Genomic DNA, 13,901 nt, shown 5'->3' on the forward strand with positions numbered 1-13,901 from the left:
CGGCCCGCCCACGCCGTACCCGGCCGTCGCTCCGTCTGCGCCAGGGCAGCGCGTGTCAGTCCCGTGGACCGGCCCGGGTGGCGGGGGCCGGGAGGGCGCTCGCAGCATGGGGTATGACCGAGCCACCGAGCGGCTCCCCCCAAGGGCGGCAGCCGTACGACGACCGCGGGGTCCACGCCCGGCACGGGACGCACACCCCGACCGCCGGGCCGCACGAGCCCGAACCGCCCCTCGAAGGGCCCCTGCACCTGCTGTCCCGCGCCGCGTGGCAGACCGTGCTGCTCACCGGGGTCGCCTCGCTGGTCCTCGGCGTGCTGGTGCTGGTGTGGCCCGGCGCGTCGCTGCTCGCCGCCGGGGTGCTCTTCGGCCTCTACCTCGTCGTCAGCGGCGTCCTCCAACTGGCCGCCGCCTTCGGCACCCACCGGACGACCTCGCTGCGGGTCCTCGCCTTCATCAGCGGCGCCGTGTCGATCCTGCTGGGCCTCTTCTGCTTCCGCGGCCCGTTGCAGTCGGTGCTGCTGCTCGCGCTGTGGATCGGCATCGGCTGGCTGTTCCGCGGCGTCACCCAGATCGTGGCCGCCGCGCACGACCCCGCGATGCCCGCGCGCGGCTGGCACGTCTTCCTGGGCGTCGTCACCGTCGTCGCCGGCATCGTGCTGATCGACTCGCCGGTCGACTCGGCCACGGTCCTCATGCTGGTCGGCGGGTGGTGGCTGGTCGTCGTCGGCGTCGTCGAGATCGTCACCTCCCTGCGCCTGCGCGGACGCGCCCGCCAGGTACCGCACACGCTGTGAACGGCTCCCGCACCGTCCGTACGCCGAGCGGGCGGTTCCGGTCGCCGGCGCGATGGGCGGCGTACGCCCGGCGGGGACACGACCTGACGTGAGCCCCGCACCGCACTCCACCGCCACCGGACGCGCCGCGCGCGTCGCGCGCCGGGGTGCCTGGCTGCGGGTCCTCGTCCTGCTGCTCGCCCTGGCGGTGCCCTGCGCGCACGCGACCGCCCAGGCCGCCCCGCCCGCGCCGGTCGCTCCGGCGGCCGCCGGGGGCGGGACCGGCGGCCCCTCCGGTGAGTACGACCATCTCGACACCGCCCTGCGCACCCCCGCGCGCGGCGGCCGACGCTCCGCCCCGGCACCACCGGCCACAGCGGACCACCGCCACCTCCACCTCAACCTCCACCGTCATCGCCCACACCCCTGCCCCGCTCTCGCTCCTCCCTCCGCCCCGGCGGTGCCGCCGCCCTCCCGGCGTTCCGTGGTCCTGCGCTGCTGACGGGCCGGGCCGGCCACCCGCGCCGGCCCTCCGCCGCACACGCGGGACCCACCCCAGGTACACGGAACGAGGAACGAGGAACAGCCATGCTCGACGACCCCTACGCCGTCCTGCGCGCCCTCCTGCGCGCCGAGGCCGCCCGCCGCACCCCCGAACCCGGCTCCGACAGGCCCCAGCCCCCGAGCGAACCCCGGCCGCCCGCGCGGGAAGGGAGGCGTGACTGACGCAGCGGCCCGCGCGGCGGAGGCCGGTCCCGCACCGTCTCCGCCCCCGCCGGGACGCGACCGCCGGGCCCGGCCCCGGCCCGGCGTTCCCCTTTGCCCCGTTTACGGCGTCATTTCCAGCGCCGCACTCCGACGCCATGGCTGCGCCCGCAACGTCTCGGCCGGTAGGCTTTCCGTGTGATCTTCAAGCGCATCGGAAACGGCCGGCCGTACCCCGACCACGGCCGGGAGAGCACCCGGCAGTGGGCGGACGTCGCTCCGCGCCCGGTCCGCCTCGATCAGCTCGTGACGACCAAGGGGCAGCTCGACCTGGAAACGCTGCTCGCCGAGGACTCGACCTTCTACGGCGACCTCTTCGCGCACGTCGTGAAGTGGCAGGGCGACCTGTACCTGGAGGACGGCCTGCACCGCGCGGTGCGCGCGGCGCTCCAGCAGCGCCAGGTGCTGCACGCGCGGGTCCTCGAACTCGACTGACCGCGGATCACGGCCGGCGACACGCCCCGGCGCCAGCGCGGCTTGACCCTTTCGGGTTGCATTGCGCCGAACCGCGGAACACCGACTGATCATCTAATAGGCATCACCGCCCGGGCGCACTACGCTGCGCTCATGAGCATGCTCACTCCCCCTGGCATGGGCGGCCAGTACAAGATCACGGGGGACAAGTACCCGCGGATGCGACCTGCCCGGCGACGCGGCCGGCTCGCGGCGCTCGGCGTCGCCTGCGCCACCGTGCTCGGGGTGCTCGGCTGGGGCACGCTGCAGCTCATCGACCTCTTCACCGGCGGCGACAAGGCCTCCGCGGTCGGTGCCGCGGCGGACTGCCGGCCCACGCCCGCGAAGGCGAACGCCACGCCCGCCGCCGTGGCCGTGCCGAAGCCGGCCCAGGTCACCGTCAACGTCCTCAACGCCACCACCCGCAGCGGCCTCGCCCAGAAGACCGCCGACGAACTGAAGAAACGTGGCTTCCGCGTCGGCGACGTGGGCAACGCGCCCAAGGAGTACGACAAGAAGGTCAAGGGCGCCGGTGTGCTCGTCGGCCCCGCCGCGTCCCTGAAGAGCACGCTGCCCGTGCTCGGCAGCCAGCTCCCGGGCGCCGAACGCCGTACCGACGCCGTCCGCGAGGGCGCCGCCGTCGACCTGATCATCGGCGACGGCTTCAAGGGCCTGGCGAAGCGGGCGGACGCCGACGCGACGCTGGCCTCACTGGCCGCGCCGCGGCCGACGCCCGCCGCGGAGAAGAAGAGCTGCTGAGCAGCCGTACGAGATCCGGGGAGGCCGACCCGGCCGCCCCATCGGCCTACTCGGCCGCCCCGTCGGCTACTCGGCCGCCCCGTACATCCGGTCGCCCGCGTCGCCGAGGCCCGGCACGATGTAGCCGTGCTCGTTGAGACGCTCGTCGACGGAGGCCGTCACGACCGTCACCGGGGTGCCGGCCAGCTCGCGCTCCATCAGCTCGACACCCTCGGGCGCGGCCAGCAGCACCACGGCCGTCACGTCGTCGGCGCCGCGCTTGATCAGCTCCCGGATCGACGCGACCAGGGTGCCGCCGGTGGCCAGCATCGGGTCCAGCACGTACACCTGGCGTCCCGAGAGGTCGTCCGGCATGCGGGTGGCGTAGGTGGAGGCCTGGAGCGTCTCCTCGTTGCGCACCATGCCCAGGAAGCCCACCTCGGCGGTCGGCAGCAGCCGGACCATGCCGTCGAGCATGCCGAGACCGGCCCGCAGGATCGGCACCACCAGGGGGCGCGGGTGGGAGAGCTTGACGCCGGTGGTCGGGCAGACCGGCGTGTGGATGTCGACCTGTTCGGTGCGCACGTCGCGCGTGGCCTCGTAGGCGAGCAGGGTGACCAACTCGTCGGCGAGACGGCGGAAGGTCGCGGAGTCGGTGCGCTGGTCGCGCAGCGTGGTGAGCTTGTGGGCGACCAGAGGGTGGTCGACGACGTGGAGACGCATGTCCACCACAGTAACCGGGCCCCGTGACGGCGGTGTCCCCGCGGCGGGGCAAGCCGGCCGGCCGGTCCGCCACTCGTTCGCCGGAGTCAAACCGGCCGGCCGGGGGAAGGTGGGAAGAACCGACGCTGGGTGGTGAGACTGTGCCTGACCGGGACTTCCACGACACGCCGTCCCCGGGCGAGCAGCCGGGGACGGGACGCGGGACGGAGCGGAGAACGGAGCGGAGGACGGAGCGCGGGACGGACTCGGAGCGCGAGGCCGAGCGCCGCCGGCGCCGCGCCCAGTTCCTGCGCGACCTCGCGGAGGCCCGCGAGCTGCGGGACCGGGTGCAGCCGCGCCGCGCCAAGGTCGCCCGGCTGCGCCACGCGATGCGCATGCGCACCTTCCGCTGGTAACCACGGCGGGTGGCCGCGCCGGCCGACCCGGGTTTCCGTACGTCCCTGGCCCCCGGGCCGCACCCGGCCCCCTGACTCCCCGGCTCCCGGCTCCCGGCTCCCTGGCCCCCCGGCTCCCCGCCCCCCTGAGCCGCCCGGGGAAGATCGCGCGCCGCGCCGACGTCCCGGACTCGGGCCTACGCGGGTGCCGCGAGAATCCGCGTACGATCCGCACGTGGTGGCGACGAGTCCCGAAGCCCGGTCGAAACTGCCGGACACAGGACGTCGAAGACGTCCCCTGACGGCCTTGTTTCTGCCACGATTCCGAGTGGGTGGGGCTCGGAGCACCGCTCCCCCGCCCGCAGCCTCCGCCGGGGGGACCCCCAACCGGCACGCCTATGACCAGTGGGAGAGTCACGGTGTACTTCGCCGCACTGCTCGCGCGCACCGAAGACGGGTGGGAAGCGAGCGACACGGAGCTCGACGATGTGGAGACCCTGTCGGATCTGGCCGACCTGGCTCGGGAAGCCTCTCCCGAGGAGGACACGGTGCTCGTGCTGATCGAGCAGGAGGACGCGTGGTTCGGCGTCGTCCGGGTGGACGGTGAGGAGGACCCCCGTATCTACGTCTCGGACGCCGCCGCCGCCGCCCGCAGCAGCTACGGCGAGATCCTGCTCACCGACGAGCTGCTCGGCCGGGACCCCGGCGACGACGACGTCCTCGACGCCCTCGACCTGGACGGCACCGAGGACGGTGAGTCCGACGACGACGATGACGGTGCCGACGGCGGTGACGCGGCCGCCGGCGCCGCCGAGGCCGTTCCGCACGGCCCGGTCGGTGACGCCGAGGTCCTCGACGACCTGGGCGTGAGCGAGAAGGAGCTGCGCTCGATGACCAGGGACGCGGTCGGCGAGATCGCGGAGGCACTGGGCGCCTCCGAGGTCCTGGAGACCGTTCGCTGACCGTGCCCACCGAACAGGACCGAGACTCCCGAGAAGGAGGGCCGGCGGACGCCTCCGTGCCGCCCGACCCGGTGCGCGACCGGTGGCGGACCGCGATGCGGCTCGCCCTGGCCGAGGCCGGGCGGGCCGCGCGAGGCGGCGACGTCCCCGTCGGCGCCGTCGTGCTGGCACCGGACGGGCGGACCGTGCTCGCGGCCGGGCACAACGAGCGCGAGGTCACCGGCGACCCCACGGCGCACGCCGAGGTCCTCGCCGTGCGGCGGGCCGCCGTGGAGCTGGGTGAGTGGCGGCTGACCGGCTGCACGCTCGTCGTCACCCTGGAGCCGTGCACGATGTGCGCGGGCGCCCTGGTGCAGTCCCGCGTGGACCGCGTCGTCTACGGCGCCCGCGACGACAAGGCGGGCGCGGCCGGCTCCCTGTGGGACGTCGTCCGCGACCGCCGCCTCAACCACCGCCCCGAGGTGATCGAGGGCGTGCTCGCGGACGACTGCGCCCGGCTGCTCACGGACTTCTTCCGCGGCCGCTGACCGGCACGGCCGCCGGTGCGGGCGGTGCCGGCCGAGGGGCCCGGATACCGATTTCAGACCATGCCGCACTGTGTTGTAAGGTCTCTCTCGGTAGCGTGTCCGAGCGGCCGAAGGAGCTCGCCTCGAAAGCGAGTGTGGCGCAAGTCACCGAGGGTTCAAATCCCTCCGCTACCGCTTTTGAAGGGCCCCGTCGAAAGACGGGGCCCTTCGTGCGATCATGTGCGATCGAAAGTCGTACGTCGAAGGACAGTCGAGAGACAGTTGAGAGACTGTCGAAGGACAGGGGAGGCCGCGGTGGCGGTGAACGCGAAGAAGGTCGCCGTCTACGTGCTCGTGGTCTTCGTGCTGTATGTGATCATCACCGATCCGGCCAAGGCCGCCGACTACGTGCAAATAGGCTTCCAGGGCATCTCCGACGCGGCGGGAGCCGTCGGCGACTTCATGACCTGGGCCGCCAACGGAGGAGAATGATGATCCGCCACCTGGTGCTGTTCAAGCTGAATGACGGCGTGGAGCGCGACGACCCGCGCGTCGTGAAGGGCGTCGAGGCCTTCCGGGCGCTCGGCGGCCAGATCGAGGAGCTGCGCTTCTGGGAGTGCGGCTGGAACATCAGCGACCGCCCCATCGCCCACGACTTCGCCATCAACTCCGCCGTGGACGACGCCGACGCCCTGGGCCGCTACCTCGACCACCCGGCACACCAGGCGGGCGTCGCGCTGTGGCGGGAGTTCGCCACCTGGGTGATCGCCGACTACGAGTTCTAGTACCGCCGCACAGTACGGCCGCACGTCCGGCCCCGTGCCCCGGCCCCGCACCCGCCCGGTGCGGGGCCTTCTGCGTTCACTCAACACGACGTTATGCGGTGCTTGCACACAGTGCACATGTCTTGTGATGCTATGACCGCTTTTGACGGATGAGTTACGGAAGAGTTGACGGATCACGAGGTGGAGTTGACCGTGCCGGCCAGTACTGCGCCTCAAGCACCGCCCGCACAGCCCGCACCGCCCGCACAGGCACAGGAGCCGCCCCCGCGGGCCCCGGAGCCGCCCGCACAGGCGCAGGAGACCTCCGCACAGGCACAGGACACTCCCGCACAGACGCAGGAGACGCCCGCACAGACGCCGGAGACGCCCGCACGGGAAGCGGCGCCGCAGCGCAGCCGGGGGGCCGACACCCGGGCCCTGACCCAGGTGCTCTTCGGAGAGCTGAAGGGCCTCACGCCGGGCTCGCCGGAGCACGACCGGGTGCGCGCGGCGCTCATCGAGGCGAACCTCCCGCTGGTGCGCTACGCCGCCGCCCGCTTCCGCTCCCGCAACGAGCCGATGGAGGACGTCGTCCAGGTCGGCACCATCGGCCTCATCAACGCCATCGACCGCTTCGACCCCGAACGGGGCGTGCAGTTCCCGACGTTCGCGATGCCGACCGTGGTCGGCGAGATCAAGCGGTACTTCCGCGACAACGTCCGCACGGTCCACGTACCGCGCCGGCTGCACGAGCTGTGGGTGCAGGTCAACAGCGCCACCGAGGACCTGACGACCGCCTTCGGGCGCTCCCCGACGACCGCCGAGATCGCCGAGCGGCTGCGCATCACCGAGGAGGAGGTGCTGTCCTGCATCGAGGCGGGCCGCTCCTACCACGCCACCTCGCTGGAGGCCGCCCAGGAGGGCGACGGGCTCCCCGGACTGCTCGACCGGCTCGGCTACGAGGACCCCGCCCTCGACGGCGTCGAGCACCGCGACCTGGTCCGGCACCTGCTCGTCCAGCTCCCGGAACGGGAACAGCGCATCCTGCTGCTGCGCTACTACAGCAATCTGACCCAGTCGCAGATCAGCGCGGAACTCGGCGTCTCCCAGATGCACGTCTCGCGGCTACTCGCGCGTAGTTTCCAGCGATTGAGGTCCGCGAACCGGATCGACGCGTAGCCTCGAAAGCGCCTCGACGCACCATCGAAGGCATGAGCGAGGTATCACCGGGGAGAGCGAATCGCTCACCAGGGCCGTTGCGGGCGGAATCGGGCCGATAGCCCGTCAGACCCCCTGTTTCCAGGGGGAATTCGCGTCTCAGATGTCGACATGTCACTACAGCGCGTTGCCGACATGTGACATTCTGCCGGAGACGCGTTTGCCGGGGCTCCGGCTCCGGTATTCAGGTGAAGGCTGCGTTCCCGGCCTGGGAGCGTGTGCCGCGACCGTCCCGCGACCCAAAGGGGGTGGCATGTCCGCAGACCAGGGCAGCTCGAAGGTGCTCGCGCTCGCGGAGAGCGAGACCGCGCCCGACACGCTCGAGGCGCTCGGCCCCGTCGACGGCGTTCAGACCGTCGAAGCCGTGCCGACACTCGACTCCGTGCCGACGCTCGACGCCGTGCCGGCCCAGGCCCTTCCGGCCCCGGGGGCCATCGACACCCGCACCCTGTCCCGCTCCCTGTTCCTGCGGCTCTCCGCCCTCGACCAGGACAGCCCCGAACGCGCCTACGTCCGGGACACCCTGATCGAGCTCAACCTCCCGCTGGTGCGCTACGCCGCCGCCCGCTTCCGCTCCCGCAACGAGCCGATGGAGGACATCGTCCAGGTCGGCACCATCGGCCTGATCAAGGCGATCGACCGCTTCGACTGCGAACGCGGCGTGGAGTTCCCGACCTTCGCGATGCCGACGGTGGTCGGTGAGATCAAGCGGTTCTTCCGCGACACCTCCTGGTCGGTGCGCGTGCCGCGCCGGCTCCAGGAGCTGCGCCTGGCCCTCACCAAGGCCGGCGACGAGCTGTCCCAGAAGCTGGACCGCTCCCCGACCGTGGGTGAGCTGGCCGCCGTCCTCGGCGTGTCCGAGGAGGACGTCGTCGACGGCCTCGCGGTCGGCAACGCCTACACCGCCTCCTCGCTGGACTCCCCGGCCCCGGAGGACGACGGCGGCGAGGGCTCCCTGGCGGACCGCCTGGGCTACGAGGACACGGCACTGGAGGGCGTGGAGTACCGCGAGTCCCTCAAGCCGCTGCTGGCCAAGCTGCCGCCCCGGGAGCGGCGGATCATCATGCTGCGCTTCTTCGCCAACATGACCCAGTCACAGATCGGCGAGGAGGTCGGCATCTCGCAGATGCACGTCTCCCGCCTCCTGACCCGCACCCTGTCCCAGCTGCGCGAGGGCCTCATCTCCGACTGAGCCCCGCCCGCGGCGGCCCGGCGACCGCGACAGCCGACCGTCACGACAGGCACCCGCGACAGCCGACCATCACGACAGCCCGGCGACAGCCGACCATCACGACAGGCACCCGCGACAGCCGACCATCACGACAGGCACCCGCGACAGCCGACCATCACGACAGGCACCCGCGACAGCCGACCATCACGACAGCCCGGCGACCGCCGTGACCCCTCGGGTGCACGGCGGTCGCCGTCGTATGCGTGTGTGTGCCGGGCCCGGCGGGGCGCCGGGCCCGTTCCGGTGCGGGCCGGCGCTACGCCAGCGCCAGCCAGGCCACCGCCGCGACGATCACCACGGCGGCCACGATGCCGACGATCAGGCCGATGCGGGGACCGGAGGAGGCGGCCGGGGCCGCCTGCCGGGACTGGGGGGCGTCGTCGACGAACGCACGGAACATCTGGGTGCTGCCTGCGGGGTCGTAGTTGCCCTGGGGACCCTGGTTGTTAGCCATGGGCCGAGACACTAGCGAATCCCCGGGTGGGGCCCAAGTGCGGGGCTCCCCAGCCCTTTTGACCTCGCCCACCGCCCGTCACCTGCACGTTTACTTTCGCAATACTTGCCTTTGCCAACTTTTTATGACCCCATGACCGTTTTTGTTTGCCTGTAGCAACCAACCGCTTCTATGGTTGCCCTAAGCAACAAATGCGGGAGGTGCGCATGGCCGAGAAGGCGCAGTACGAGGAGCTGATCCGCCAGTTCAGCGCCTTCGGCGCCGTGAAACGGGAGTTGCGCCGCAACCTGCCGGCCCACTGCCCCAGTGGCTCGGCCGCCGTGCTGACCCTGCTCGGCCGCCACGGGGACATGCGCATGAGCAAGCTCGCGGAGCTGCTCGCCGTGGACATGTCGGTGACCAGCCGCCACGTCGCGCACATCGCCGAACGGGGCTGGATCGAGCGCTCCCCCGACCCGGCGGACAAGCGCTCGCGCATCCTGCGCCTGACGCCCGACGGCCGGGCCCAGCTGGACGAGCTGTCCGAACGGACGACCCAGCTGCTGGCCCACCGCCTAAGCGACTGGACCGACGACGAGGTCGGCCAGCTCACCCGGCTCATGACCAGGCTCCGGGCGAGCTTCGACGACTGCCGGCCCGACCGGGCGCGGCCCGCCGCGGCACCCGCGGACGAGGCCCCGGCCGACGAGACCACCCGTACATCCCCGGTCGAAGAGACCACCCGTACACCCGCGATCACCACGTAAGCAAAGGAAGTCCATGGCAACGACCACACCAGCCGGTGTGCGGGCTCATGCCAAGCACGGGGGAGGCTCCCACGGAGACGCTCCGATGACGCACCGGCAGATCATGGAGGCGCTGTCCGGGCTGCTGCTCGGCATGTTCGCCGCCATCCTGTCCTCGACCATCGTCTCGAACGCCCTGCCCGAGATCATCAACGACCTCGGCGGTGGCCAGAGCGCGTACACCTGGGTCGTCACCGCCTCGCTGCTGGCGATGACCGCCTCCACCCCCCTGTGGGGCAAGCTCGCGGACCTGGTCAGCAAGAAGGCCCTGGTCCAGATAGCCCTGATCGTCTACGTCATCGGCTCCGTCGTGGCCGGTCTGGCGCAGAACCCCGCGATGCTGATCGGCGCGCGGGTCATCCAGGGCCTGGGCGCCGGCGGTCTGTCCGCCCTGGCGCAGATCATCATGGCCGCGATGATCTCCCCGCGTGAGCGCGGCCGCTACTCCGGCTACCTCGGCGCGACCTTCGCCGTCGCCACCGTCGGCGGCCCGCTGCTCGGCGGTGTCATCACGGACACCAGCTGGCTCGGCTGGCGCTGGTGCCTGTACGTCGGCGTGCCCTTCGCGCTCATCGCGCTGCTCGTGCTGCAGAAGACGCTCCACCTGCCGGTGGTCAAGCGCAAGGTGAAGGTCGACTGGACCGGCGCCTTCTTCGTCACCGCGGCCGTCTGCCTGCTGCTCGTCTGGGTCACCTTCGCCGACGACAAGTACGACTGGATGTCCTGGCAGACCGGTGTCATGGTCGGCGGCGCGATCCTGCTGACCCTGATCTTCTGCTTCGTCGAGACGAAGGCCAGCGAGCCGATCATCCCGATGCGGCTGTTCAGGAACCGCACCATCACCCTGGCGTCGCTCGCCTCGCTGTTCGTCGGTATCGCGATGTTCGCGGGCACCGTCTACTTCAGCCAGTACTTCCAGCTGGCCCGGGACAAGTCCCCGACCATGTCGGGCGTCATGACCATCCCGATGATCGGCGGCCTGTTCGTGTCGTCGACCGTCTCCGGTCAGATCATCACCAAGACCGGCAAGTGGAAGGGCTGGCTGCTGGCCGGCGGTGTGCTGCTGACGGCGGGCCTGGGCCTGCTCGGCACCATGCGCTACGACACCCCGTACTGGCACATCGGGATCTACATGGCGCTGATGGGCCTCGGCGTCGGCATGATGATGCAGAACCTGGTGCTCTGCACGCAGAACCAGGTGGCCCCGGGCGACCTGGGTGCCGCGTCCTCCGTCGTGACCTTCTTCCGGTCCCTCGGCGGCGCGGTGGGCGTCTCGGTGCTCGGCTCCGTGATGTCCTCCCGGATCAGCCACTACGCCTCGGACACCATCGGCACGCTCAGCCCGCAGGAGCAGGGCGCGGCCGCCAAGGCCGCCGGCAGCGGCTCGATCCCCGACATGGACCTGCTGCCCCCTGGCATCCGCGAGTGGCTGGAGAGCGCCTACGGGCACGGCATCGCCGACATCTTCCTGATCGTCGCCCCGATCGCCCTGCTCGCGTTCCTCGTCACCCTGTTCATCAAGGAGGTCCCGTTGCGCACCACGGGCGCCCTCGCCCAGTCGGCGGAGGCCGCCGCCGGCACCGCATCTCCGGCCGCTGGGGCCCCGGCCGAGGCCACCCGGGTCGCGTCCGAGCCGGTTCCGGCCGGTGTGGCGGCCACCGTCCCGTCCGACGACACCGGCACGCGGCCCGCGGCGACCACGCAGCGGCTCGCCGCCGTCGCCACGGCGACCGGCTCCGGTGAGCCCGCGGCACCCGCAGTGGGCGGCATCGCGGTCCGCGGCTTCGTCCGCGGCGCCGAGTCCGCGCCGGTCCCGCAGGCCGCGGTCACGCTGATCTCGCTGGCCGGCCGGCAGCTGGGCCGCTCGGTCGCCCAGGCCGACGGTTCCTACGCGGTCGACGCGCCGAGCGCGGGGTCGTACGTCCTGATCGCCTCCGCCGACGGTTTCCAGCCGCAGGCGTCGACGATCGTCGTCAACGACGAGCCGGTCGCCTACGACATCCTGCTCAGCGGCACCAGCGGGCTGAACGGCCTGGTCCGGGCCGTGGAGAGCGGGCTGCCGGTCAAGGACGCGATGGTGATCGTGACCGATGTGCGCGGGGACCTGCTGGCCACCGCCGCCACCGGTGAGGCGGGCGAGTTCTCCTTCACCGAGCTGGTGCCCGGCACGGTGACCGTCGCGGTCAACGCCGCCGGCTTCCGGCCGCGCGCCCTGCCCGTCGAGGTGGGCGGCACCGGGGTCACCCGGGTCGAGGTCGACCTCCAGGCGGGTGCCCGGGTCCAGGGCGTCGTGCGGGCGCCGCACGGTCCGCTGGCCGACGCCCGCGTCACGCTGGTCGACGCGGCGGGCAACGTGGTCGCCACGGCCACCACCGGCGCGGACGGGGCGTACGCCTTCACCGACCTGGACGCCGGTGAGTACACCGTCATCGCGACCGGCTACCCGCCGGTGGCGACGGCCCTGACGGTCGCCGGCCCCGGCGCCGACGGCCACGACATCGAGCTCGCCCACCCCGGCGAGTAGCGAGTCCCCGGCCCGTGGTGGCGGGCGCGCTCCGAGCGGAGGCGCGCCCGCCCGCCACGGGCCGGTTTCCTTACGACCACTTTCTGAGCCTTTGCAGGGAGAAAACGGGATGGGACTGACCGCGAGGATCCGAACGCGGGACGGATGGGCCGTGTCGCACGCGGTCGTCACGGTGACCGACATGACCGGCACGCAGGTGCTGCGCGCCGAGGCGGACGCCGAGGGCGCCGTGCGGGACACGACCCCGCTGACGCCGGGGGCGTACACGGTGATCGTCACGGCCGTCGGCTACGCGCCCGCCGCGTCCAGCGCGATCGTCACCGCGAGCGGCCGGGCCGAGGTCGGCACGGTGACGCTGGCCCGCCAGGGCGGCACCGAGCTGCCGCCGCCGGGACCGTGGACCGTCGACCCGGCGCACTCCAGCGTGGCCGCGGTCGCCCAGCACCTGGGCATCTCCAGCGTGCACGGCCGGTTCACGGAGTTCGCCGGCACCGTCGAGATCGCGCCGGACGACGTCACCAAGTCCCGGGTGGAGGCGGTGATCCGGGCGGCCTCCATCGACACCGGCAACGGCATGCGCGACACCCACCTGCGCTCCGCCGACTTCCTGGACGTCGAGCGCTACCCGGAGATCACCTACCGCTCCACGGGCGTGACGCAGGCCGGGCAGGACCGCTGGACGGTCCACGGCGAGCTGGGCCTGCACGGCGTGGTCCGCCCGGTCGACCTGGACCTGGCCTACCTCGGCACCGGCGCCGACCCGTGGGGCGGCACCCGGGCGGCGTTCCGCGCGACCACGGAACTGCGGCGCGAGGACTTCGCCATGAACTACAACCAGGTCCTCCAGGCCGGCATCGCCGCCATCGGCACGACGCTCAGGGTCGAGCTGGACATCCAGGCGGTCCAGGGGGAGTCACTGCCGGCCGCCTGAGACGCCGCCGGACGCCCGGGCCACCAACTCGCCGCACAGGTCCCGGAGCTTGACGTTCCGGTGCTGGGAGACGCGGCGCAGCCGCTCCATGGCCTGGTGGGCGTCTATCCGCTCCCGGGCCATCAGCATGCCGACCGCCTGGTCGATGACGCTGCGGGAGAGCAGGGCGGTGCGCACGTCGGCGGCCGACGCCCGCTGCCGTTCCACGCGCAGGGCCTCGTTCACCGCGTAGGCGGCCCGCTCCGCGAAGGCGCGGGCCGCGTCCCGCGCCTGGTCCAGAGAGCCGGGTTCCAGGCCGTAGTAGTTGAGCGCCGCGCACCGCTCGCCCTCGACGTCCAGCGGCAGGGCCAGCACACAGCGCACGCCGGTGGCCAGCGCGTACTCCGTGTACGCGGGCCAGCGGGTCTCGGTGGCCAGGTCGGGGGCGTACTGGGCGCTGCCCGTCTCGGCGGCGTCCACGCAGGGGCCCGAGCCGTTCTCGTACTGCCGCAGGTCCAGGCCGCTGGGCAGACCGGAGCTGCCGGCGAGGGTCATCAGCCGGTCGGCGCGGCGCACCGTGACCGAGCAGGCGACGGCGCCGGGGACCCGCACGACCGCACGGTCGGTCAGGTCGCGCAGCAGGGTGTCGAGCCCCTGGCTGCGCGCCATCGCCTGGTCGAGCGTGTCGGGTGTCTCCGAGGTCATGTCCGTACGGATATCC

At 72.4% G+C, this 13,901-nt stretch carries 18 protein-coding genes and 1 tRNA gene; 16 read left to right on the forward strand and 3 right to left on the reverse strand.

Features of this window, described 5'->3' with window-relative positions; genetic code table 11:
* Nucleotides 1–113: 113 nt before the first annotated feature.
* The 5 genes from ACFIF2_RS28370 to ACFIF2_RS28390 all read left to right on the forward strand — a co-directional run bounded on the left by ACFIF2_RS28370 (nt 114) and on the right by ACFIF2_RS28390 (nt 2,750).
* A complete protein-coding gene (locus tag ACFIF2_RS28370; RefSeq protein WP_395576079.1) occupies nt 114–794 on the forward strand; it encodes an HdeD family acid-resistance protein in 681 nt (226 codons plus the stop codon).
* 88 nt (nt 795–882) lie between these two features.
* Nucleotides 883–1,275: a hypothetical protein gene (locus ACFIF2_RS28375; protein ID WP_395576080.1), complete on the forward strand. Its 393-nt coding sequence runs from the start codon at nt 883–885 to the stop codon at nt 1,273–1,275.
* 86 nt (nt 1,276–1,361) lie between these two features.
* Entirely contained in the window at nt 1,362–1,499 is a 138-nt protein-coding gene (locus tag ACFIF2_RS28380; protein ID WP_395576081.1) for a hypothetical protein, read from the forward strand.
* 177 nt (nt 1,500–1,676) lie between these two features.
* Complete coding sequence (locus tag ACFIF2_RS28385) at nt 1,677–1,973, forward strand: type II toxin-antitoxin system VapB family antitoxin (protein WP_003999914.1); 297 nt, start codon at nt 1,677–1,679, stop codon at nt 1,971–1,973.
* 156 nt (nt 1,974–2,129) lie between these two features.
* The gene (locus ACFIF2_RS28390; RefSeq protein ID WP_395576163.1) at nt 2,130–2,750 is read left to right on the forward strand and encodes a LytR C-terminal domain-containing protein; all 621 of its coding nucleotides are present in this window, start codon (nt 2,130–2,132) and stop codon (nt 2,748–2,750) included.
* 66 nt (nt 2,751–2,816) lie between these two features.
* On the opposite strand, the gene upp is transcribed toward ACFIF2_RS28390, so the two are convergent.
* Nucleotides 2,817–3,452: a uracil phosphoribosyltransferase gene (upp, locus tag ACFIF2_RS28395; protein WP_395576082.1), complete on the reverse strand. Its 636-nt coding sequence runs from the start codon at nt 3,450–3,452 to the stop codon at nt 2,817–2,819.
* Between the two features lie 140 nt (nt 3,453–3,592).
* Between upp and ACFIF2_RS28400 the strand changes: the two genes are divergently transcribed.
* The 8 genes from ACFIF2_RS28400 (at nt 3,593) to ACFIF2_RS28435 (ending at nt 8,468) form a co-directional block, all read left to right on the forward strand.
* On the forward strand, nt 3,593–3,847 hold the full coding sequence (locus ACFIF2_RS28400; RefSeq protein ID WP_395576083.1) for a hypothetical protein: 255 nt from the start codon (nt 3,593–3,595) through the stop codon (nt 3,845–3,847).
* Nucleotides 3,848–4,245: 398 nt separating this feature from the next.
* Nucleotides 4,246–4,788, forward strand: a complete 543-nt coding sequence (locus ACFIF2_RS28405; RefSeq protein ID WP_395576164.1) for a hypothetical protein — start codon at nt 4,246–4,248, stop codon at nt 4,786–4,788.
* Between the two features lie 95 nt (nt 4,789–4,883).
* Nucleotides 4,884–5,315: a tRNA adenosine(34) deaminase TadA gene (gene tadA, locus ACFIF2_RS28410; RefSeq protein WP_395576165.1), complete on the forward strand. Its 432-nt coding sequence runs from the start codon at nt 4,884–4,886 to the stop codon at nt 5,313–5,315.
* A gap of 89 nt (nt 5,316–5,404) precedes the next feature.
* Nucleotides 5,405–5,489: transfer RNA gene (locus tag ACFIF2_RS28415), tRNA-Ser, on the forward strand.
* A 120-nt stretch (nt 5,490–5,609) separates the two neighbouring features.
* Entirely contained in the window at nt 5,610–5,786 is a 177-nt protein-coding gene (locus ACFIF2_RS28420) for a hypothetical protein (protein ID WP_079160317.1), read from the forward strand.
* A complete protein-coding gene (locus tag ACFIF2_RS28425) occupies nt 5,786–6,079 on the forward strand; it encodes a Dabb family protein (RefSeq protein ID WP_395576166.1) in 294 nt (97 codons plus the stop codon). Before ACFIF2_RS28420 ends, ACFIF2_RS28425 begins: the two co-directional genes overlap by 1 nt.
* A gap of 192 nt (nt 6,080–6,271) precedes the next feature.
* Nucleotides 6,272–7,237, forward strand: a complete 966-nt coding sequence (locus tag ACFIF2_RS28430; protein ID WP_395576084.1) for an RNA polymerase sigma factor SigF — start codon at nt 6,272–6,274, stop codon at nt 7,235–7,237.
* Between the two features lie 292 nt (nt 7,238–7,529).
* Complete coding sequence (locus tag ACFIF2_RS28435; RefSeq protein ID WP_395576085.1) at nt 7,530–8,468, forward strand: RNA polymerase sigma factor SigF; 939 nt, start codon at nt 7,530–7,532, stop codon at nt 8,466–8,468.
* A gap of 295 nt (nt 8,469–8,763) precedes the next feature.
* On the opposite strand, the gene ACFIF2_RS28440 is transcribed toward ACFIF2_RS28435, so the two are convergent.
* Complete coding sequence (locus ACFIF2_RS28440; RefSeq protein WP_395576086.1) at nt 8,764–8,961, reverse strand: hypothetical protein; 198 nt, start codon at nt 8,959–8,961, stop codon at nt 8,764–8,766.
* A 206-nt stretch (nt 8,962–9,167) separates the two neighbouring features.
* Between ACFIF2_RS28440 and ACFIF2_RS28445 the strand changes: the two genes are divergently transcribed.
* From ACFIF2_RS28445 to ACFIF2_RS28455, 3 genes are all read left to right on the forward strand, one after another.
* A complete protein-coding gene (locus tag ACFIF2_RS28445) occupies nt 9,168–9,707 on the forward strand; it encodes a MarR family winged helix-turn-helix transcriptional regulator (protein WP_395576087.1) in 540 nt (179 codons plus the stop codon).
* Between the two features lie 13 nt (nt 9,708–9,720).
* Nucleotides 9,721–12,270: an MFS transporter gene (locus tag ACFIF2_RS28450; RefSeq protein WP_395576088.1), complete on the forward strand. Its 2,550-nt coding sequence runs from the start codon at nt 9,721–9,723 to the stop codon at nt 12,268–12,270.
* Nucleotides 12,271–12,379: 109 nt separating this feature from the next.
* The gene (locus ACFIF2_RS28455; RefSeq protein ID WP_395576089.1) at nt 12,380–13,201 is read left to right on the forward strand and encodes a YceI family protein; all 822 of its coding nucleotides are present in this window, start codon (nt 12,380–12,382) and stop codon (nt 13,199–13,201) included.
* Here the strand turns inward: ACFIF2_RS28455 and ACFIF2_RS28460 are convergent.
* Nucleotides 13,184–13,885: an ANTAR domain-containing protein gene (locus tag ACFIF2_RS28460; RefSeq protein ID WP_395576090.1), complete on the reverse strand. Its 702-nt coding sequence runs from the start codon at nt 13,883–13,885 to the stop codon at nt 13,184–13,186. The genes ACFIF2_RS28455 and ACFIF2_RS28460 overlap by 18 nt on opposite strands.
* Nucleotides 13,886–13,901 lie beyond the last annotated feature (16 nt).

Origin of the sequence: Streptomyces sp. BK79, from assembly GCF_044142145.1 — a bacterium.
In the GTDB taxonomy this organism is placed as follows: Bacteria; Actinomycetota; Actinomycetes; order Streptomycetales; family Streptomycetaceae; genus Streptomyces.